The organism is Bradyrhizobium sp. USDA 3397 (assembly GCF_054060965.1).
Genome location: NZ_JBSSDS010000001.1, coordinates 4360042 through 4381488 on the forward strand (window position 1 = coordinate 4360042; position 21447 = coordinate 4381488).

The window sequence follows — 21447 nt, forward strand, 5'->3', positions numbered from 1 at the left end:
ATGAGAATATGCAGCAATCAGCCCTGCACCGCCGGCCGCCCGACGCTCTCGTAGACGAAGCCGGCAGCTTCCATGTCTTCGGGGCGGTAGATGTTGCGGAGGTCGACGACGACCGGCTGCGCCATGGTCGCCTTCAACCGGTCGAGATCGAGCGCGCGGAACTGGACCCATTCGGTGACGATGACGAGCGCGTCGGCGCCTTGCGCGCAGGCATAGGCGTCCTCGCAATAGGTAATATCGGGCAATTCGCCCTTGGCCTGCTCCATGCCGACCGGATCAAACGCCTTCACCTTCGCGCCCATGTCGATCAGGCCTGTTACCAGCGGGATCGACGGCGCATCGCGCATGTCGTCGGTGTCGGGCTTGAAGGTGAGGCCGAGCACCGCGACGGTCTTGCCGCGCAGATTGCCGCCGAGCGCTTGGGCTACCTTGCGCGCCATCGCGCGCTTGCGGTTCTCGTTGACCGCCAGCACCGATTCGACGATGCGCAAGGAGACGTCGTAGTCCTGCGCGATCTTGATCAGGGCCTTGGTGTCCTTCGGGAAGCACGAGCCGCCGAAGCCGGGACCGGCATGCAGGAATTTCGTGCCGATGCGGTTGTCGAGGCCGATGCCGCGCGCGACCTCCTGAACGTTGGCGCCGGCCTTCTCGGACAGATCGGCGATCTCGTTGATGAAGGTGATCTTGGTCGCCAGGAACGCGTTGGCGGCGTATTTGATCATCTCGGCGGTGCGGCGCGCGGTGAACATCAGCGGCGCCTGGTTCAGCGACAGCGGGCGGTAGATGTCGCCCATCACCTTGCGGCCGCGCTCGTCGGAGGTGCCGACCACGATGCGGTCGGGGAATTTGAAATCGCGGATCGCCGCGCCCTCGCGCAGGAACTCTGGGTTCGAGGCGACAACCACGTCGGCCTTGGGATTGGCCTCGCGGATGATGCGCTCGACCTCATCGCCGGTGCCGACCGGCACGGTCGATTTCGTCACCACCACGGTGAAGCCCTGCAGCGACTGCGCGATCTCTTTTGCGGCGGCATAGACGTAAGACAGGTCGGCGTGTCCGTCGCCGCGGCGCGAGGGCGTGCCGACCGCGATGAACACGGCATCGGCATCGGCGACCGGCTGCTTCAGGTCAGTGGTGAAGTCGAGCCGCTTGGCTTTCACGTTGTTCGCGACCAGTTCGTCGAGCCCGGGCTCGTAGATCGGGATCTCGCCGCGATGGAGTGCCGCGATCTTCCTCTCGTCCTTGTCGACGCAGGTGACGTCGTGGCCGAAATCCGCAAAGCAGGCGCCGGACACCAATCCCACATAGCCCGTGCCGATCATCGCAATTCGCATGAAAAATCCTGTTCCAGCTTGGTTAACGGACGTCCAACTCAGCCCAATCCGGGGCGGTTTAGCATTTTCCCGAGGTCATGGAACAGTCCGCATGCAAAAACCGGCCCGCGATTTGAACCAGTAAAGAAGTCGGAAACCACTGGGCTCCAAACTGTCCCAGGCCCGCACAGGCACGGGCGGAACGCGCCTCGAAAAGGGACACCATGGCACGATCAGGCACAATCGCGGCGGCCAGCCCCTCCACGGCCGCTTCGGCCGCGCGTATCGACTGGGTCGACTACGCCAAGGGCATCTGCATCGTCATGGTGGTGATGATGCATTCGGTGCTGGGGGTGGAGCTTGCCGCCGGGCAGACCGGGTTCATGCACGTGCTCGTAGCCTTCGCAAAGCCGTTCCGGATGCCGGATTTCTTCCTGATTTCGGGCTTGTTCCTGTCTCTGGTGATCGATCGGGACTGGCGAACCTATCTCGACCGCAAGGTGGTGCATTTCACCTATTTTTATGTCGTCTGGGTGACAATCCAATTCGGCTTCAAGGCCCCGGCCTTTGCGGCCGAGACCAGCTGGCAGCATGTTGGCCTACTGTATCTCGAATCCTTCATCGAGCCGTTCGGCACGCTGTGGTTCATCTATCTGTTGCCGGTCTTCTTCGTCGTCACGAAACTGGCACGCAAAGTCCCGCCGCTCGCGGTCTGGCTCGTCGCCGCCGCGCTGGAAACCGCGCACATCACGACCGGCTGGACCGCCATCGACGAGTTCTGCGCACGCTTCGTCTATTTCTATTCGGGCTATTTGTTCGCGCCTTACGTGTTCGCCCTGTCGGATCGTGCGCGCAAGCATCCGGCGCTGGCGCTTGCAGCGCTCGCTACCTGGGCGCTGGCCAATGCCGGCCTCGTCGCAGCGGGCGCCAGCGAGTGGGCGATCGTCTCGCTCGCGCTCGGCTTCGCCGGCGCCTGCGCCATCATCGCGGCGGGCACGCTGCTCGCGCGGGCACACTGGCTCAACTTCCTCCGCTTCTGCGGCGAGCATTCGATCGTCATCTATCTCGCCTTCTTCCTGCCGATGGCGGCGACGCGGACGCTGCTGCTGCGCACCGGCGTCATTGCGGATATCGGCACGGTATCGCTTCTCGTCACCGTCGCCGGCGTGCTCGGTGCGCTGGCGATCTGGCAGGCCGCACTGCGGCTCAATGCGCGCTTCCTGTTCGAGCGGCCCGATGCGTTCTGGATCGCGCCGAGGAAAACGGGAGCGGTGTTGCAGGCGGCGGAGTGACCGTCATGCCCCGCGAAGGCGGGGCATCCAGTATTCCAGAGACAGTCGTTGTCGATCGATGGGGCGCAGCGTACTGGATTCCCCGCTTTCGCGGGGAATGACAGTGGGGATAGCGGCGTCACCACGCCAAAAATCCGCCTCCGAAGGCTGTCAAAGCCCGCAAAAATTCATACATTGCGGCCATGCCCAAGACATCGCAGAAGACCACCGCCAAGGCTGAGACCAAGATTGCCGAGCCGAAGGCGGCCGCCGATAAGCCTGCTGCCAAGGCGGCACCCGCGACAGCTGCTGCCAAACCGGTCGCGGCGAAGGCGGCCGGCAAGGGCGACCACGTCTTCCTGGTCGACGGTTCCTCCTATATCTTCCGCGCCTATCACGCGCTGCCGCCGCTGAACCGCAAATCCGACGGGCTCCAGGTCAACGCCGTGCTCGGCTTCTGCAACATGCTGTGGAAACTGTTGCGCGAGATGCCCGAGGACAACCGGCCGACGCATCTGGCCATCATCTTCGACAAGTCGGAGATCACCTTCCGCAACAAGATCTATCCGGACTACAAGGCGCACCGGCCGCCCGCCCCCGACGATCTCATTCCGCAATTCGCGCTGATCCGCGAAGCCGTGCGCGCCTTCGACCTGCCCTGCCTGGAACAGATCGGCTTCGAGGCCGACGATCTCATCGCGACCTATGTGCGACAGGCCTGCGAGCGCGGCGCCAGCGCCACCATCGTGTCGTCCGATAAGGACCTGATGCAGCTCGTCACCGATTGCGTCACCATGTACGACACCATGAAGGACCGCCGCATCGGCATATCAGAGGTGATCGAGAAGTTCGGCGTGCCGCCGAACAAGGTGGTCGAGGTGCAGGCGCTCGCGGGCGATTCCACCGACAACGTGCCGGGCGTACCCGGGATCGGCATCAAGACTGCGGCGCAACTGATCACCGAATATGGCGATCTCGACCAATTGCTGTTCCGCGCCGGCGAGATCAAGCAGCCCAAGCGGCGCGAGGCGCTGCTCGAGAACGCGGAAAAGGCGCGCATCTCGCGGCAGCTCGTGCTGCTCGACGACAAGGTCGAGCTGGAGGTGCCGCTGGACGACCTCGCCGTCCACGAGCCCGACGCGCGCAAGCTGATCGCCTTCCTGAAGGCGATGGAGTTCACGACGCTGACGCGGCGCGTCGCCGAATATGCGCAGATCGATCCCGCCAATGTCGATGCCGATCCCGGCTATGCCAGCGGCGCCAGCGTGTTCACGACGCTGCCGCCCTCGGACGTGGTGCCCGCACCAGGCGCGGGAACCCCGGCGCCAGCCCGGCCGAACCAGCCCAACAGATCGGCGGGCAAGGACGACAAGGCTGCGAGCCCGAAGGGGGCACCGATCTCCCTCGCCGCCGCGCGCGAAGAGGCGCTGCGCAAGCTTCCGGTCGATCGCGGCAAATACCAGACCATCAAGTCCCACAAGGAACTCAACGCCTTCATCGCACGCATCCATGATGCCGGCCATGTCGCGATCGAGACCAGAGCGAACTCGATCGATCCGATGCAGGCCGATCTGTGCGGAATCGCGCTGGCGCTGGCGCCGAACGAGGCCTGTTACGTGCCGCTGGCGCATAAGCAATCCGGCGGCGGCGCCGGCCTGTTCGATGCCGGCCTCGCGCCGGACCAGGTCAAGCATGACGACGCGCTGCAAGCGCTACGGCCGGTGCTGGAATCGGCGGGCATCCTCAAGATCGGCTTCGACGTCAAGTTCACCGCCGTGATGCTGGCGCAGCACGGCATCACCCTGCGCAACATCGACGATGCGCTGCTGATCTCCTACGTGCTTGATGCCGGCCGCGGCTCGCATGCGCTGGAATCGTTGTCGGAGCGCTGGTTCGGCCATGCCATGCTGAAGGAAAGCGAGCTGCTCGGCAGCGGCAAGGGCAAGATCACCTTCGACCAGGTGCCAATCGACAAGGCCGCACCGCTGTCAGCCGAAGGTGTCGACATTGCGTTGCGCGTGTGGCGCGTGCTGAAGCCGCGCCTCGTTTCCGAACACATGAGTGCGGTCTACGAGACGCTGGAGCGGCCGCTGGTGTCGGTGCTCGCGCGCATGGAGCGGCGCGGCATCTCGATCGACCGCCAGGTGCTGTCGCGTTTGTCCGGCGACTTCGCCCAAACCGCGGCGCGTGTCGAGGCCGAGATCCAGGAGATCGCGGGCGAGCCGGTCAATGTCGGCAGCCCCAAGCAGATCGGCGACATCCTGTTCGGCAAGATGGGATTGCCTGGCGGCACCAAGACCAAGACCGGCGCGTGGTCGACCACCGCACAGGTGCTCGACGAGCTCGCCGAGCAGGGCCACGACTTCCCGAAGAAGATTCTGGAGTGGCGCCAGGTCTCCAAGCTGAAATCGACCTACACCGACGCGCTGCCGACCTACGTCAATCCGCAGACCCACCGCGTGCACACCACCTACGCGCTGGCTGCGACCACGACGGGGCGCTTGTCGTCGAACGAGCCGAACCTGCAGAACATCCCGGTGCGCACCGAGGACGGCCGCAAGATCCGCCGCGCCTTTATCGCCACGCCCGGACACAAGCTGGTCTCGGCCGATTATTCACAGATCGAGCTGCGGCTGCTGGCCGAGATCGCCGACATTCCCGTGCTGAAGCAGGCGTTCCGCGACGGGCTCGACATTCACGCCATGACCGCATCGGAAATGTTCGGTGTGCCGATCAAGGGCATGCCGAGCGAGATCCGCCGCCGCGCGAAAGCGATCAATTTCGGCATCATCTACGGCATCTCCGCCTTCGGCCTCGCCAACCAGCTCGGCATCGCGCGCGAGGAAGCCTCCGCCTACATCAAGAAGTATTTCGAGCGCTTCCCCGGCATCCGCGCCTATATGGACGAGACGCGCGACTTCTGCCGCAACCACGGCTACGTCACCACGCTGTTCGGCCGCAAATGCCACTACCCCGACATCAAGGCCTCGAATGCCTCGGTGCGCGCCTTCAACGAGCGCGCCGCGATCAACGCGCGGCTTCAGGGCACCGCCGCCGACATCATCCGCCGCGCCATGACGCGGGTGGAGGATGCGCTCACCGAGAAGAAGCTCTCGGCGCAAATGCTGCTCCAGGTGCATGACGAGTTGATCTTCGAGGTGCCGGACGACGAGGTCGAGGCAACGCTCCCCGTCGTGCAGAAGGTGATGCAGGACGCGCCGTTCCCGGCCGTGCTGCTCTCGGTGCCGCTGCATGTCGACGCCCGCGCCGCGAACAATTGGGACGAGGCGCATTAGCGCTCTCTCTCCCTTCACCTCTCCCCGCTTGCGGGGAGAGGTCGGATCGCTCTTGCGATCCGGGTGAGGGGGTACAGGTCTATCGACGACCGCCCGTGTGAAGAAAGCCCCTCACTCCAGCCCTCTCAGGGCGAGCGAAGCTCGTCCCGGCCCCGTAAGAACGGGGCGAGGGAGCGCACTGAATTCGCGGCGCAAGCGCTCAATTGCCCTCCGAGCAATTGCACGATGGCCCCACGATCCCGCGCATATTAGAACCGTGCCGTCTCCCGCACCGGTTCAACCATGCCCCACACCTCCGCCTTGCTCGGCTTTGCCCTCGTCAGCCTCGGCCTCGTGCTCACGCCGGGACCGAACATGATCTATCTGATTTCGCGCTCGATCACGCAAGGCGGCGCGGCCGGCATCGTCTCGCTCGGCGGCGTGGCGCTTGGCTTCGTGTTCTACATGCTGTGCGCGGCGTTCGGCATCACGGCGCTGTTGCTCGCCATTCCTTTCGCCTATGACGCGCTGCGCTTTGCCGGCGCCGGCTATTTGCTGTGGCTTGCCTGGCAGGCGGTGAAGCCGGGTGGGCGTTCGCCGTTCCAGGTGAGGAAGCTCGCCATCGACAGCCCGCGCAAATTGTTCGCGATGGGCTTCGTCACCAACCTGCTCAACCCGAAGATCGCGATGCTGTATCTGGCGCTGCTGCCGCAGTTCATCGATCCCGCGGCCGGCAGCGTGCTGATGCAGTCGCTGGTGCTGGGCGCGATCCAGATCGCGATCAGCGTCAGCGTCAACGCGATGATCGCACTCGCGGCCGGATCGATCGCCCTGTTCCTGGCGAACCGGCCGAGCTGGATGCTGGTGCAGCGCTGGCTGATGGGCACCGTGCTGGCCGGGCTCGCGGTGCGGATGGCGGTGGAAGCGAAGAGGGTGTGAGGATGGTTTTCACCTCTCCCCGCCTGCGGGGAGAGGTCGAATTCGATCGCAGATCGAATTCGGGTGAGGGGGTACAGGTCTCTCGACCATCTCGCATGGGGAGAGAGGCCCCTCACCCCAACCCTCTCCCCGTAAGAACGGGGAGAGGGAGAAGAGAGATCAATCCAGCTTCGCCTCCATCCCCCGCTTCACGGCCGGGCGTGCCATCAGGGCGTCGTACCAGCGCTTGACGTTGGGGAAGTCGGCCAGATCAACCTTGTGGCGAGGATGGCGCCAGGCCCAGCCCAGGATGGCAAAATCCGCAATCGAGAGCTCGCCGGCGACGAAGTCGCGCCCCTCGAGGCGGCGGTCGAGCACGCCGTAGAGCCGGCGCGTCTCGGCCATGAAGCGCTTCAGGCCGTAGGCCCGGTCCTGCTCGTTTTCGAGTGCGATGAAATGGTGCACCTGGCCGGGCATCGGGCCGAAGCCGCCCATCTGCCACATCAGCCATTCGTAGACCGGGATGCGCTGGATAAGCGATTTCGGCAGGAATTTGCCGGTCTTTTCGCCGAGATAGAGCAGGATCGCGCCGGATTCGAAGATGCTGACGGGCTTGCCGTCGGGCCCTTCGGGGTCGACGATCGCGGGGATCTTGTTGTTGGGCGAGAGCTTGAGGAACTCGGGCGCCATCTGCTCGCCCTTGGTGATGTTCACCGGGATCACCTTGTAGGGCAGCCCCATCTCCTCCAGCGCGACCGAAATCTTGCGGCCGTTCGGCGTGTTCCAGGTATAGAGCTCGATGGTCATTCCGTGTCCTTCCCCAAGAGGCTTGCCCGAAGGCTTGCCCCCTCACCTACTCCAGAAGGTTGCGCCCTCACAACCTGCGGACCGGGATGGCCGATCCCTGTTGACGGGAGACGCCCCCTCTGGAATGTCGCGTCGGTCGCGGATAAATTCCGCCCCCACCAAAAACGCTGTTCGAGGGACCGCCGTGTCGAAATCCGCCTCCCGCGCCCGCCTGTTCGAGATCATCCGCCGGCGCTCATTCGGCCGCGGCGAGGTGACGCTCGCGTCGGGCCGCAAGAGCGATTTCTACTTCAACCTCAAGCCGACCATGCTCGACCCCGAGGGCGCAACGCTGCTCGCCGAGCTAACCTACGAGGCGCTGAAGGACGACCAGCTCGATTTCATCGGCGGGCTCGAGATGGGCGCGGTGCCGCTCGCCGGCGCGCTGGCGCAGATCTCCTGGATCAAGGGTCATCCGATCGCGGCCTTCTTCGTGCGCAAGAAGCCGAAGGAGCACGGCGCCAAGCTCGCGATCGAGGGCCTGCCCAAGGGCGAGACGCTGGCGGGCAAGCGCGTCGTGATCGTCGAGGACGTCACCACCACGGGCGGCTCGGCGATGAAGGCGGTGGAATCGGTGCGCGAGGCCGGGGCCAATGTCGTGCTGGTGCTGACCATGGTCGATCGGGAGGAAGGCGCCACCGACACGTTCGGTGCGGCCGGCCTGCCGTTCCGTTCGCTGTACAAGGCGTCGGAATTCTTGAAGGGGTGAAGTGGCGGAAATTTCTCCGCCGTCATGCCTCAATGTGTCCCGGTAGCAACCATCGGTCCAAAGCTGCGCCCGGCCTTAAAGAGGCCACCGCCTCGTCTTGAAACCGCCTCTGCTCAACTGCTCATTTACCATCCCGCTTTATGGTGAATCGCGTGCTGAGACCTCTCGGTCCCAGCCGGTTCAGTAGCGTCGGGTGGAGTAAGCATTGCGTACAGTCATGTCCCATGCGCGCCGGCGGCGTCGCGCGATGCTTGTGGCCGCCATGCTGGCGGCGCCGCTGCTCGCAGCTCCTGCCCCGGTCTCGGCAGAAGGTCTGTTAGATTTCCTCTTCGGCGGAATGCAGCAGCAGCGGCCGCAGCGCGAGGTGCCGCCGGCGAACTCCTATGTCGATCCCTTCAGCAGCCAGCAGAATGGCGCCACGCCGCAATATGTGCCGCCGACTCGCTCGGCCGCGGCCGGCGGCTCGGGCCCGGCCTTCTGCGTACGCAGTTGCGACGGGAAATACTTTCCGCTGATGCGCGGCCTCGTCTCGCCCGCGCAGATGTGTCAGGCATTCTGCCCTGCCAGCGCGACCAAGGTCTATTTCGGCTCGTCGATCGATGGTGCCTATTCCCAGACCGGCGAGCGCTACGCCGACAGCGAGAACGCGTTCGCCTACCGCAAGGCGCTGCGCGCCGATTGCACCTGCAACGGCCGTGAACCCGTCGGCCTGGCCCCGGTCGACCTTGCGCTGGATTCCTCGCTGAAGGCCGGCGACGTGATCGCCACCAGCGACGGCCTCGTTGCCTATACCGGCGTCCGCGTCGGCAACGACCAGGCTGCGGATTTCACCCCGGTTGCCTCCTATCCCGGTCTCACCGCGCAGGTTCGCGCCCGGCTTGGCGAGATGAAGGTGGCGCCGGTGCGGGCCGAGACGGTGTCGGCAGATGCGCCGGCGTCAAACGAGATCGTGCGTGAACCGCTGCCGGACGTGACAGTGCCGAAGACCGCCGCGAAGCCGGCGAAGCGGGCGGGGTTGGAGTAGCAGTTTCGTGTCCCGGACGCGGCGCGGCACGCAGTGACGCGACGCCGAGCCGGGACCCAGCATGCTGCGAGATGGGCCCCGGCTCTGCAGCGCACCGCTGAAAAGCGCTGCGCTGCGTCCGGGGCACGAGAGCTCACCTCCCGATGATCACCCCGATCACATTGGGCGCGGCCAGATATTTCTCCTCGATCGCGGCTCGCGCGGCGGCGCGGTTCTCCGGCGTCAGGAGGCCGCGCTTCTCGGCCAGGATCATCCAGCAGAAGCCCCACCAATCGGTCAGCATGCCTTGATCGCCGACGAGGTCATAGCCCTGCTCGGCCGCGAAGATGCGCGCATGCGCTTCGTCCAGCGTGTCCAAAAACAGATGGTCCTCGGGCGAGAACAGATCGTCGCTGACGTCGTCGATGGTGTAGCCCCAGATCGACTGGCACACCGCGTTGAACTCGCGGTCGAACTGGTCGTCATCGACCCTCTGGCGCCGCGCGGCCTGATGCAGCCGTGACAGCGAGCGCGCGAAATCGGCGATCCGGGTGAGGGCAAACTGGTCGAAGGCAATCGTGGACATGTAGTCCTCGCAAAGTCGGACAGACGCTAGATGTTGTATCGGCAAGGCGCCGAATCACAATGATATATCAAAGACTTGCTAAAGTGTTCTTAATTTGTTCTAAGCGTGCGTGGAATCGAAAGGGGCCGCCCGAGGCGACCCCTTGCCGGTTGCAATCTTGTTCGGGATGAAATTCCAGCCCCGGCGAGGGCGGACCTTAATACCGACAACGGGCCTTGCGCGATTCCGGAAAAATACCGATCGTGGTGCTGTCCTAATTCGGCCGGCACCTTAACAGCAGCGCGAGGCCGCAATGGCGTGGACGCGGCGGTCGCCGAGGAGATGGGCGACAAAGCCGTTCTCCGGAAAGATTTTGGCGAAGGCGGCGTCGCGGATACTGAGGCCCCCCGCGTAAGCACCGAATGCCGGCATCACCGCCCGCATCCCGTCGCTCGCGAAGCAGCGGCGCTCCATCGAGCGGCCACGTGCCGAGACACGCGCCTTCGGATGCAGATGGCCGGCGATCTCGCCGTGGGCGCCGGTGGGCTCGTGGCGGAAGGTGATCGGGCCGATCGCGACTTCGACCGCGATGGTGCCGCCGAGATCGCGCGGCAGCATGGGATCATGATTGCCCGAGATCCAGATCCAGTCGCGGCCGCTCTGGAGTGCGGCCACCGCGTCGCGGTCCTCGGCGGACAGCCGCTCATGCGCGCTGCGGTCGTGAAAACTGTCGCCGAGCGCGATGACGATTCGAGGATCATGGCGGGAGATGACAGCAGCGAGCCGGCCGAGCGTCGCAATGGTATCGTAAGGCGGCAGCAGCACGCCGCGCGTGGCGAAGCTCGACCCTTTCTCCAGATGCAGGTCGGAGACGACGAGCAGGCGCTGCTCGTCCCAGAACAGAGCGCCGGAGAGATCGGCCGCGAAGGTCACATCGCTGATCGTGACTCTGGAAACGCGCATGTCCTCGACATCTCCCGAAATCAGCGCGCCTGCCGTCACGTCTTACCCGCTTCTATCCATCGCCTCTTTGACGAGCTCGTCGGCGGCTTCGGCCAAGAGCTCGTCTGCAGCTTCGCCATAAACTGACTCGCGGCCGATTTCCAGCATCACGGGTACGGCGAGCGGAGAGACGTGGTCGAGTTCCCGGTGCGTGATGCGGCCGTGGATGCGCATCAGCATGTCGCTGAGGCGGCGCAAATCGAGCAGGCCGGTGGCGGCATCGGCGCGCGCAGCGCGGAGCAGGACGTGATCGGCCTGGTGCTTGCGCAACACGTCGTAGACGAGATCGGTCGAGAACAGCACCTGGCGGCGGCTCTTCTCTTCGCCGGTGTGGCGGCGGGCGATCAGGCCGGAGATGATCGCGCAGTTGCGGAAGGTGCGCTTCATCAGCGCGGATTCGGCGAGCCAGGCTTCGAGATCATCGCCGAGCATGTCAGGATCGAACAGCGCGTTGAGGTCGATCCGCCCGTCGCGGATCATGAAGGAGAGATCACCAAGGCCCCAGATTGCCACGGCATATTCATTGGCGACAAAACCGAGCGGCCGCGCGCGGGCGCGCTCCAGCCGCCTCGTCAGCAACATGCCGAGGGTCTGATGCGCGAGACGTCCCTCGAAGGGGTAACAGACCAGATAATGCTTGTTGGCGCGTAGAAAGCTTTCCACCAGGAGCTCGCGGACCGCCGGCACTCTGCTGACATCCTTCTGCAGCGACAGCCAGTCGCGCACCTGCTCCGGCAAGCCGCCCCAGGCGCGGCCATCATCGAGCAGGCGGCGCACGCGCTCGGCGAGATAGGTCGAGAGCGGAAACTTTCCGCCCATGTAGGACGGCACCTTGGGGTCCTTGTCATGTGCGCGCGAAACATAGACCTGGTCCTCAACCAGGGTCTCGTAGCGCACCACCTCGCCTGAGAACACGAAGGTATCCCCGGGACTCAAGCCCTCGATGAAGGCTTCCTCGATCTCGCCGAGCAGCCGGCCGCCGCGCGCGATCACGCCCGTGGATCCTCCACCGCTGCCGCGCGAGCGCACCAGCCGCACCTTCAGCATGTCGTCCTCGACGATGGTGCCGACATTCATGCGGTAGCTCTGCCGCACCTTTGGATTGGCGACGCGCCAGCGTCCCTCCTTGTCCTGCTTGATGCGGGCGAAGCGCTCATAGGTCTTCAGCGCATAACCGCCGGAGGCGACGAAATCGACGACGTCGTCGAAATCCTGCCGCGACAGGCTTGCGTAAGGCGCGGCTGTACGGACCTCGCCGTAGAGCTCGTCGCTCAAGAACGGCTCGCCGCAGGCGCAGCCCAGCACATGCTGCGCCAGCACGTCGAGGGCGCCCGTGCGCAAGGGCGGCGTGTCCTGCGCATTCTCGGCGATGGCGTCGATGGCGACACGGCACTCCAGCACTTCGAAACGGTTGGCGGGCACCAGCACCGCGCGCGAGGCCTCGTCGAGGCGGTGATTGGCGCGGCCGATGCGCTGCATCAGGCGCGAGGATCCCTTGGGCGCACCGATATTGACGACGAGATCGACGTCGCCCCAGTCGACGCCGAGGTCGAGCGAGGAGGTGCAGACCACGCCGCGCAGCCGGCCCGCCGACATGGCGTCCTCGACCTTCCGGCGCTGGGCGACGTCGAGCGAGCCGTGATGCAGCGCGATGGCAAGGCCATCGTCGTTCATGCTCCAGAGATTCTGGAACAGCATCTCGGCCTGGCTGCGGGTGTTGACGAAGACCAGCGTGGTCTTGTTGGTCTTGATCAGCTCGTAGATTTCAGGAAGCGCGTGACGCGCGCTGTGGCCGGCCCAGGGCAGCCGCTCGCGCGTATCGAGCATCTCGACCACGGGCGGCGCGGCACCGCCGGCGAGGACGATGTCGGCTGCCCGCTCCTTGCCGTCGGGCTGCGGCACCAGGAAGCGCGCGAGCTGCTCCGGCTCGGCTACGGTCGCCGACAAGCCGATCGCGCGCATCTGCGGGGCGAGGCGCCACAATCGCGCCAGCCCGAGCGAGAGCAGATCGCCGCGCTTGGACGTGACCAGCGCGTGCAGCTCGTCGAGCACGATGCGCTTCAGTGAGGAGAACAGGAACGGCGCGTCGTCCGAGGAGAGCAGCAGCGCGAGCTGCTCGGGCGTCGTCAGCAACACGTCCGGCGGATAGCGCCGCTGCCGCTGACGGCGCGAGACCGGCGTATCGCCGGTGCGGGTCTCGACCTTGATGGGCAAGCCCATCTCGGCGATCGGACGCTCGAGGTTGCGCGCGATGTCGACGGCGAGCGCCTTGAGCGGCGAGATGTAGAGGGTGTGCAGGCCGCCGCTGCGCTGCACGCTGCGGCCGGTGGAGACGAGGTTCTTCTTCGCACCCGCCTCGCGTGTCAGCGGCTGCATCGACAGCTCGACCAGCGTCGGCAGAAATCCCGCGAGCGTCTTGCCGGCGCCGGTCGGCGCTATCAAGAGCGCCGACCGGTCCTCGCGCGCCTTTTCCAGCAGCGCCAATTGATGCGCACGCGGCGACCAGCCGCGGGCTGCGAACCAGGCCCGAAAGCGATCCGGCAGCAGGGCGGCCGGCTCGGTCGATGTCTGGAGGATACGGGGGCGGCACGGCATGACAGGTAAGCCGTAGGGATGGCTTCGTCGAGGGGGACTATGGCCTGCGACAGGGCGATCGCTCACGCGCTGTCCATTTGAGGCACGATAGCCTCGACATCGTCATGGCCGGGCTCGTACGTGGATGCCCGGGACAAGCCCGGGCATGACGACCGCTTGTGAGGTGCAAATTTCGGTCCTCTCCTCGCCTGCGCGACGAGGGCCAGCGCTCTCACGCCCCGGCCGGGACCTGATCGAGAAATCCGGTCACGCTCCTGATCCGGCCGTCCTTCAGCACGGCGAAATCGGTGCCCTTGATCGGGCTGTCGGCGCCGTCAGGGCCAAGTCCCCACGAGAAGCGGATGTGATCGCCGTAGCCGTTGGGCTCGCCGATCAGCTTGAATGTGAAATCGGGAAAGCGCTGCTGCACACCTGCGATCAGCGCCTCGATGCCGTCCTGGCCGTCGCCCTTCATCAGGGGGTCGACGTAGCTCGCATCCGTCGTCCAGCCTTCGCTCAGCAGCTCGCGGCGGCGGCCGGCGGTGCGCTCGTTCCAGAGCTCGATGTAGCTGCGGGCGATGGTGACGGGGTCGGTCATGGTTCTCTCCTTCGATGGCGCCGTGCTGTCCGGCTGACCGTCACTATCGAAGGTTCACGCGCGTTGATCGATTACCTCGGAGGTCATCAACGCGCGTGAGGTGTTCGCAAAAATTACTTCGCCGCCGTCACCATGATCTCGACGGTGTATTGCGGGGCCGCCAGCTTGGCTTCGACGGTGGCGCGCGCAGGCGTATTGCCGGGCGAGACCCAGGCGTCCCACACAGCGTTCATCTCGCCGAAGGTCTTCATGTCGGTGATGTAGATCGTGGCCGAGAGCAGCTTCGACTTGTCGGTGCCGGCCTTGGCGAGGTGGCCGTCGATGGTCGCCAGGATGTCCTGGGTCTGCTTCGTCACGCTTTCGCCGGCCGCCTTGTTGGCGACGACACCGGCGAGATAGACGGTGTTGCCGTGCACGACGACCTGGCTCATGCGCGGGCCGGTTTCAAAACGCTGAATGCTCATCTGGGATCTCCTGACTGGAATGGCGGCCCTGTCTAGCCCAGCGATTTGCACTGTGCCAGCCCTGGCACGCATGCGTTGCCCGGCACGCATGCGCAGCCCTGCACGCATGCGTTGGCCAACATTGCGCCGCTCACGGAAACCGACTGAAGAACGTCCAGATCGTTTCTGCGCCGTCGATGTCGCCGTTTTGCGATCCGAGCAGGTTCCTGGCGACCTTCGGGAAGCGGGCATCCGGAGCGAAGCCTGGCATGCGGTGGCCACCATGATTGATGCGATAGAGCACGACGTCGTGCCCAGCCGGGCAGCGCGAGCTGATCCGCGTCACCGTGGACTGGTCCGCCGGCGCCGCATCGGGCATGTCGGTGATCCCGGCGTCGTCGGTCTCGCAGCCATTGAGCCTGCGCCAGAACGCCAGCGTCTCGTCCGTCGACCAGAATCCCTCTGCGGCAAAATAGCTCGATCCGCGCCCGCCCTCATAAGGGACCAGCGGATCGGCGGTCCCGTTCATGAGCAGCATCGGCAGCGGCCGCGACGGATGACAGGTGACGGCGGCTTCATCGTTGAGATTCATGATGACACTCGCAACCGCCGCAAACAGATCGGCGCGCGCGCAGGCCAAGGTCATCGCCATGGCACCGCCATTGGAGACGCCGGCGACGTAGACGCGCTTCGCATCGGCCGTGCCGTCGGCCACCAGCTTCTCGACCAGCCTTGCGATGAAGGCGACGTCATCGGTGCCCGCCGGTGGTCCGCGCAGGGCCGGCCCCGCCTTGGTGCGCGCGTCCGCCCATGCGTTGTTGAGCCCGTCCGGAAACACCACGGCGAGGCCCTCGCGCTTGGCAACCTGCGGCCAGGCCGTCCGTGTAACCATGTCGGCGCCGCGCTGGGTCTTGCCATGCAGCACGATTACGAGCGGTGCGGGCCGCTTGGCCGGCAGCTGCGCGGTGTAGGAGCGCTTCACCCCGTTGACGTCGACCGTATCGGCGGACGCGCGAAAACCGCAGCAGATTATTATCGTCAGGCAAAGAAGCGGAGACAGCCAGCTGGGGCGTGAAAAGGCCATGGTTGGCACCCGGTCGAGGCTCAATGCGGCGCGTCCTGGTTTGGAGTTTCAATAATGCCATCACGGACTTGCATGGCGGTCGCAGGTTTTCCGCTCAAATCTTAAGCTCCGTGTATATCGGGGATTGAGTTTGTCCCAACTAAGGGTTGAAATAGGTCATTGTTAGTTTGGGGGCACTGACTTGCTCCAGTTTCAAGATCATCTCGATCCCTGGGATATACTTCGCTTTTTTGAAGACAAGGTCGGAGCTGGTCTGTGGCGCTACGACGCCGAGGGCCGGATGCAGTGGTCTCGCGGCTTCTACCGCCTGCTTGGGCTCGATCCGTTCACGATTGCGCCCTCCTACGCGGAGATCGAGAAAAGGATTCATCCGGAGGATCGCCGGCCGAAGCGCGATCCACGCGAGTTCATGTTCGACCGGTCCTTGCTCAATGGTGAGATTAGGATCGTGCGGCCGAATGGTGCGCTGCGCTGGATTCGTATTCAGTCGGAGGTGTTGCTGGATCCTGCCAGCGCGAAAGAATCCGTGCTTGGCCTTGCTATCGACATCACCGAGCAACGAAGATTGCTGCAGCCGCTCAAGATGGACTCCGACCGCTACGCTGCGCTGATTGATATCACGGGTGGAGTGCTGTGGATTGGCACCCAGGACGGTCGGATTACGGCTCTTCTGAAGGCCGACGACAATGCGGAAGCGCAGCGATTGTTCGGCAACGGTTGGATCGATCTCCTGCCCGAAGAGGAGCGCGAGACGGCGTTGCGCAACTGGCTGGTGGCGGCTGAAACGGGGCGGCCCTACGATGTCGAGCACCGGCTGCGCCAGCCCGACGGCTCCTACCGCTGGTACCGCTGTAAGGCCGTACCGGTCCCGGAGGCGGACGGCGTCATTCGGGAGTGGCTCGGCATTTCCATGGATGTGCACCAGGCAAAACTATCGCTTCAGCCTGCGGGAGCTGCGAAACTTACGGGTGCGCAACTGCGGGCAGCCCGCGGCATGCTGAACTGGTCGGTCAAGCAACTGGCTTCGCGAACGGGACTCTCCGCCGCGGTGGTCAGGCGGCTGGAGGAGCAGAATGGCATGCTGCGAATGCCCGAGGGGACGATCAACCAGCTTCGCGATACACTTTCGGCCGCGGGCGTCGAGTTCATTTTTCCCGCGGTGGGCAAGCCGGGCGTGAGGCCACGATGATCGGAGAAAAAAATTCGAAGATGGCCTGCGTACTTCCTGCGCCTTGAAGATGAAACTAAGTTCGTCTTACCCGCAATTCTTGAATGGTGGTGCGCCACGATCTGGCGAACCGAGCCGAAATTGCGCTCCCCTGCCGCCGCACTGAGGCGCTTGCGGCCGTAAGCGCAAATTTTGCGTGTCCGTCGAATGTCGCCGGCAAATCTTTCTTAATATCGCGATAAGCACCTTCTTCCACCCTCCCGATACACGTAATGATCGGGGTCGGGGCTGTTATTAGACCGGCGGTGGCATCGGCAAATTTGCAGCGGCAGAACGGGATGGATCAGCCTCGAAGGAGCGGCTCCATTCATTGCTGTGGCAAGCGCTGTCACGCTGATCTGCCTCATTCCCTGTGGACGGTGGAAGGGATCATCGCCTGCTGCCCGATCGGCACGTGTGGCCTTTCGACGCGTGTCAAAGAGATACTCGGATATTGAGGAGTATTGCCTATGTCCTTCTTTCAATTTCGTATTCGCGGCAGATTGATCGCTGGTTTTGCGGCGGTATGCGTGATCATTGCGGCTTCGGTCGGCTATACGGTATTTGCGGTGGGGGGAGTTGCCATGACCGTCGATCGGATGGCGAACCTGCGCGTGCCGGTCGCGCTCGCGAGCACCGAACTCGTCGGCAATCTCTATTCCACGCTGGCGACCCTGCGAGGCTATCTGCTCACCGGAAATCCGCAAGGCAAGCTCGACCGCGCCGCGATGTGGAAGGAGATGGATGCGACGGTTGCTGCTTTCGACGAGAAGGCCGGTCAGTTCACCAATCCAGAGAACAAGCAGAAATGGCAGGAGGCCAGAACGCTGCTCGGGGAGTTTCGCGCCGCGCAGGACAAGGTCGAAGCGATCGCCTTCACCTCCGACGCGTATCCGGCGACCAAGCTCTTGACGACCGAAGCGGCCCCGCGTGCTGAAACGATCTTTTCCGAGATCACCAAGATGATCAATGAGGAGGAAGGTCTGGAGGCCACCGCGGAACGAAAGAAGCTGCTCAAGGCGATGGCCGATACGCGCGGCAATTTTGCTGCCGCAACGGCCCAGCTCCGCACGTATCTGCTCACGGGCGATCAGGCCGATAAGGAGAGATTTTTCAAGCCCTGGGAGGCTTTCGAGAAGGGTTATGGCGGAGTCCATTCGCGAAAGGACCTGCTTACGACCGGACAGCATGCCGCCTTCGACAAGATCGCCAAGGCCAAGACCGAGTTCGCGCCGCTGTTTGAGAAGATCTTCGCTCTTCGGGAGTCTCCCGCCTGGAATGCGCCGGTCTACCTGTTGGTGACCGAGGCAGCGCCTCGTGCGGCCAAGCTTCTCGACCTGCTTGACGGCGCAAGAGGTGGCGATAGTACGCGCTCGGGTGGAATCAAGTCCAACCAGAAGAAGATGCTGATCCAGGAAGCCATCGACGTTGCGTCGGGCATTTCGCTGTTGAAGCTGGTCTTGTGGGTCTTGCTTGTGCTCGGACTCGCGCTTGGCGCAATCATCGCGCTGCTCACCTCGCGTTCGATCGCAATCCCAATTCAAGGAATGACCTCCGCCATGGGCAAGCTCGCTGCCGGCGACATGTCCACGGCAGTCCCCGGCGTGGGTCGCGCCGACGAGATCGGCGAGATGGCCGATGCGGTCCAGGTGTTCAAGGAGAGCATGATCGAAACCGAGCGTCTGCGCGCCGAGCAGGCGCAGGCCCAAGCCCGTGCCGCCGCTCAGCGCAAGGCGGAAATGAACAAGTTTGCCGGTCAGTTCGAGGAGACGGTCGGAGACATCGTCAAGACGCTCTCGTCGTCCTCGACGGAGCTTGAAGCCGCCGCCAGGACCCTGACCAAAACGGCCGAGACGACGCAGGAGCTGTCCGGCATGGTCTCCGCCGCGTCCGAGGAGGCCTCGACCAACGTTCAGTCTGTTGCCTCCGCCACCGAGGAGATGAGCTCGTCGGTCAGTGAAATCAGTCGCCAGGTCCAGGATGCCGCCAGGATCGCCAGCGCAGCCGTTGAACAAGCGCACCGGACCAATGACCAGGTCAACAAGCTGTCGCAGGCCGCATCCCGTATCGGCGACGTGGTCGAGCTCATCAACACGATCGCGGGACAGACCAACCTGTTGGCCCTGAACGCGACGATCGAGGCGGCGCGCGCCGGCGAAGCGGGGCGCGGCTTTGCCGTGGTCGCCTCCGAGGTCAAGGCACTGGCCGAACAGACCGCAAAGGCAACCGGAGAGATTGGCCATCAGATCTCAGACATCCAGGCGGCCACCCAGGACTCGGTGATCGCCATCAAGGAGATCAGCGGCACAATCGCTCGAATCTCCGAGATATCGTCTGCGATCGCCTCCGCGGTGGAAGAGCAGGGAGCGGCCACGCAGGAGATAGCCCGGAACATCCAGCAGGCAGCCCAAGGCACCGACCAGGTGGCCGCCAACATTACCGAGGTGAAGCACGGCGCGACGGAAACCGGCTCGGCTTCCAATCAGGTGCTTGCCTCGGCGCAAATGCTGTCGAAGGACAGCGCGCGGTTGCACTCCGAGGTCGAGCAGTTCCTGACCACCGTGCGCGCGGCCTGACCCTGGGACAGGTCTCCGCCGTGACCACATGAGCGAACGCGATGACCGATCGAAACACGCAAGAGTCGCTAGCGGGCGCGCGCGACAACGTCATCCCGTTGCCGCTTCGCCAAACCAGCCTGGTCGCCAGCACCATGAGAGACTGCAACTTGCTGCGGCAAGGCATCGTGGCGATGCAGCAATGTCTCAGGGCGCTCCGCGACCTTGTCCGAAATCTCGATGACAGACCGGAGGAGGCCGAGCGACTTCGAGCCCACATGGCTGAGCTGAACGAGCTGTTGTATTTGCGGCTCGATCAGCTCTCACTGACTGAACGCCTGTTGCAGGAGATGCTTCGCCGCCGTTGAGGCCGGTGCGAGGCCGTGCACGGCCAACCTCGTCGGTCACCCCACCGTCTTGGCGGCGGCCCGGCCCGCATTGCGGCCCGAGAACAGGCAGCCGCCCAGGAAAGTCCCCTCCAGCGAGCGATAGCCATGCACGCCGCCGCCACCGAAGCCGGCGGCCTCGCCGACGGCGTAAAGGCCGGGAATGACGCGGCCCTCCTCCCCGAACACGCGGGAGTCGAGATCGGTCTCGAACCCGCCCAGCGTCTTGCGGGTGAGGATGTTGAGCTTCACCGCGATCAGCGGTCCATGCGCGGGATCGAGGATGCGGTGCGGGGAAGCGGTGCGGATCAACTTGTCGCCGATATAGCGGCGCGCATTGTGGATGTTCATGACCTGCGCATCCTTGACGTAGGGATTGGCGATCTCGCGGTCGCGCGCCTCGATCTGCATCCTGATGTGCTCGAGCTTGAGGAGATCGCTGCCGGCGAGCTTGTTCATGGCCGCAACGAGCTCATCGAGCTTGTCGCGGACAATGAAGTCGACACCATGGCTCTTGAACGCCTCCACCGGCGCCGGCGCGCCCTTGTTGGTGGCGCGGCGAAGCGTCATGCGCCAGCTCTTGCCAGTCAGGTCCGGGTTCTGCTCCGAGCCCGACAGCGCAAACTCTTTCTTGATGATGCTCTGGGTCAGGATGAACCAGGAATAATCGTAGCCGGTCGACATGATGTATTTGAGCTGGCCGAGCGTGTCGGAGCCCGGGAATAGCGGCGCCGGCAGCCGCGTGCCTGTGGCGTCGAACCACATCGAGGAAGGACCCGGCAGGATGCGGATGCCGTGGCGCGGCCAGATCGGGTTCCAGTTCTGGATGCCCTCGACGTAGTGCCACATGCGGTCGCGGTTGATCAGCCGCGCGCCGGTCTTTTCCGTGATGCCGATCATGCGCCCATCGACATGCTCGGGCACGCCGGAGATCATGAACTTCGGGGGCTCACCGAGCCGCTTCGGCCAGTTCTGCCGCACCAGTTCGTGGTTGCCGCCGATGCCGCCGGAGGCGACAATCACGGCCTGCGCCTTCAACGCGAAGTCGCCGACCACGTTGCGCGAGGAGCTCTTGCCGCGCTCTGCATCATCGGGCGCAAGAACGACGCCGCTGACGCCATCCACGGTGCCATTGCTGATAGAGAGCGCATCGACGCGATGACGGAATCGGAAGATCAATCGGCCGGTCTTCATCGCCTCGCGCGCGCGGCGCTCGAACGGCTCGACGATGCCCGGGCCGGTGCCCCAGGTGACGTGGAAGCGCGGCACCGAATTGCCGTGGCCCATCGCGTCATAGCCGCCGCGCTCGGCCCAGCCGACCACGGGAAAGAAGCGATGGCCCATCGCGCGCAGCCAGCCGCGCTTCTCGCCGGCCGCGAAGGCCACATAGGCTTCGGCCCATTGGCGCGGCCAGAAATCATCGTCGCGGTCGAAGCCGGCGGTGCCGAGCCAGTCCTGCATGGCAAGCTCGTAGGAGTCCTTGATGCCGAGCCGGCGCTGCTCGGGCGAATCGACCAGGAACAATCCGCCGAACGACCAGAACGCCTGGCCACCGAGCGACTGCTCGCCTTCCTGGTCGACAACTATCACGCGCTTGCCCGCATCAGCGATCTCGGTGGCGGCGACGAGGCCCGATAGTCCCGCGCCGACGACGATGACATCCGTTTCTTCAACCATGCGTTTCCCCCTCCAAGTTCT

17 protein-coding genes are annotated in these 21447 nt (G+C 64.5%); 8 read left to right on the top strand and 9 right to left on the bottom strand.

Annotation, left to right across the window (positions count from 1 at the left end; translation table 11 throughout):
- Positions 1-17 precede the first annotated feature (17 nt).
- Positions 18-1334 carry a UDP-glucose dehydrogenase family protein gene (locus ACVWYQ_RS20135; RefSeq protein ID WP_404544341.1) on the bottom strand — a complete coding sequence of 439 codons (1317 nt, stop codon included), beginning with the start codon at positions 1332-1334 and terminating at the stop codon, positions 18-20.
- A 203-nt stretch (positions 1335-1537) separates the two neighbouring features.
- On the opposite strand from ACVWYQ_RS20135, the gene ACVWYQ_RS20140 reads away from it, so the two are divergent.
- The 3 genes from ACVWYQ_RS20140 (at position 1538) to ACVWYQ_RS20150 (ending at position 6798) form a co-directional block, all read left to right on the top strand.
- Positions 1538-2605 (top strand): acyltransferase family protein, encoded by a 1068-nt coding sequence (locus ACVWYQ_RS20140; RefSeq protein ID WP_456726309.1) that lies wholly within the window; start codon positions 1538-1540, stop codon positions 2603-2605.
- A gap of 182 nt (positions 2606-2787) precedes the next feature.
- The gene (polA, locus tag ACVWYQ_RS20145; protein WP_456726310.1) at positions 2788-5880 is read left to right on the top strand and encodes a DNA polymerase I; all 3093 of its coding nucleotides are present in this window, start codon (positions 2788-2790) and stop codon (positions 5878-5880) included.
- 282 nt (positions 5881-6162) lie between these two features.
- A complete protein-coding gene (locus tag ACVWYQ_RS20150) occupies positions 6163-6798 on the top strand; it encodes a LysE family translocator (protein WP_404654006.1) in 636 nt (211 codons plus the stop codon).
- A 159-nt stretch (positions 6799-6957) separates the two neighbouring features.
- Here ACVWYQ_RS20150 and ACVWYQ_RS20155 read toward each other — a convergent pair whose 3' ends face one another.
- Positions 6958-7584, bottom strand: a complete 627-nt coding sequence (locus ACVWYQ_RS20155) for a glutathione S-transferase family protein (RefSeq protein ID WP_404544349.1) — start codon at positions 7582-7584, stop codon at positions 6958-6960.
- A 184-nt stretch (positions 7585-7768) separates the two neighbouring features.
- On the opposite strand from ACVWYQ_RS20155, the gene pyrE reads away from it, so the two are divergent.
- Both pyrE and ACVWYQ_RS20165 read left to right on the top strand, forming a co-directional pair.
- Positions 7769-8332, top strand: a complete 564-nt coding sequence (gene pyrE / locus ACVWYQ_RS20160) for an orotate phosphoribosyltransferase (protein WP_036014130.1) — start codon at positions 7769-7771, stop codon at positions 8330-8332.
- Between the two features lie 247 nt (positions 8333-8579).
- Positions 8580-9356, top strand: a complete 777-nt coding sequence (locus tag ACVWYQ_RS20165; RefSeq protein ID WP_198399709.1) for a DUF2865 domain-containing protein — start codon at positions 8580-8582, stop codon at positions 9354-9356.
- A gap of 133 nt (positions 9357-9489) precedes the next feature.
- Here the strand turns inward: ACVWYQ_RS20165 and ACVWYQ_RS20170 are convergent, their stop codons facing one another.
- The 6 genes from ACVWYQ_RS20170 to ACVWYQ_RS20195 form a co-directional block, all read right to left on the bottom strand.
- Positions 9490-9921, bottom strand: a complete 432-nt coding sequence (locus ACVWYQ_RS20170) for a hypothetical protein (protein ID WP_036041807.1) — start codon at positions 9919-9921, stop codon at positions 9490-9492.
- A gap of 270 nt (positions 9922-10191) precedes the next feature.
- On the bottom strand, positions 10192-10863 hold the full coding sequence (gene pdeM / locus ACVWYQ_RS20175; RefSeq protein WP_271539511.1) for a ligase-associated DNA damage response endonuclease PdeM: 672 nt from the start codon (positions 10861-10863) through the stop codon (positions 10192-10194).
- A 42-nt stretch (positions 10864-10905) separates the two neighbouring features.
- Entirely contained in the window at positions 10906-13497 is a 2592-nt protein-coding gene (locus tag ACVWYQ_RS20180; protein WP_456726311.1) for a ligase-associated DNA damage response DEXH box helicase, read from the bottom strand.
- A gap of 211 nt (positions 13498-13708) precedes the next feature.
- Positions 13709-14074 (bottom strand): nuclear transport factor 2 family protein, encoded by a 366-nt coding sequence (locus ACVWYQ_RS20185; protein ID WP_404544354.1) that lies wholly within the window; start codon positions 14072-14074, stop codon positions 13709-13711.
- A 113-nt stretch (positions 14075-14187) separates the two neighbouring features.
- Positions 14188-14538: a RidA family protein gene (locus ACVWYQ_RS20190; RefSeq protein ID WP_027575148.1), complete on the bottom strand. Its 351-nt coding sequence runs from the start codon at positions 14536-14538 to the stop codon at positions 14188-14190.
- A gap of 130 nt (positions 14539-14668) precedes the next feature.
- Positions 14669-15601, bottom strand: a complete 933-nt coding sequence (locus tag ACVWYQ_RS20195; protein ID WP_404654018.1) for an alpha/beta hydrolase family esterase — start codon at positions 15599-15601, stop codon at positions 14669-14671.
- Positions 15602-15782: 181 nt separating this feature from the next.
- On the opposite strand from ACVWYQ_RS20195, the gene ACVWYQ_RS20200 reads away from it, so the two are divergent.
- The 3 genes from ACVWYQ_RS20200 (at position 15783) to ACVWYQ_RS20210 (ending at position 19731) form a co-directional block, all read left to right on the top strand.
- Positions 15783-16790: a PAS domain-containing protein gene (locus tag ACVWYQ_RS20200; protein WP_271539519.1), complete on the top strand. Its 1008-nt coding sequence runs from the start codon at positions 15783-15785 to the stop codon at positions 16788-16790.
- Between the two features lie 488 nt (positions 16791-17278).
- Positions 17279-19384 (top strand): HAMP domain-containing methyl-accepting chemotaxis protein, encoded by a 2106-nt coding sequence (locus tag ACVWYQ_RS20205; protein WP_404544361.1) that lies wholly within the window; start codon positions 17279-17281, stop codon positions 19382-19384.
- A 41-nt stretch (positions 19385-19425) separates the two neighbouring features.
- A complete protein-coding gene (locus tag ACVWYQ_RS20210; protein ID WP_271539523.1) occupies positions 19426-19731 on the top strand; it encodes a hypothetical protein in 306 nt (101 codons plus the stop codon).
- Positions 19732-19767: 36 nt separating this feature from the next.
- On the opposite strand, the gene ACVWYQ_RS20215 is transcribed toward ACVWYQ_RS20210, so the two are convergent.
- On the bottom strand, positions 19768-21426 hold the full coding sequence (locus ACVWYQ_RS20215; RefSeq protein WP_404544364.1) for an FAD-binding dehydrogenase: 1659 nt from the start codon (positions 21424-21426) through the stop codon (positions 19768-19770).
- Positions 21427-21447 lie beyond the last annotated feature (21 nt).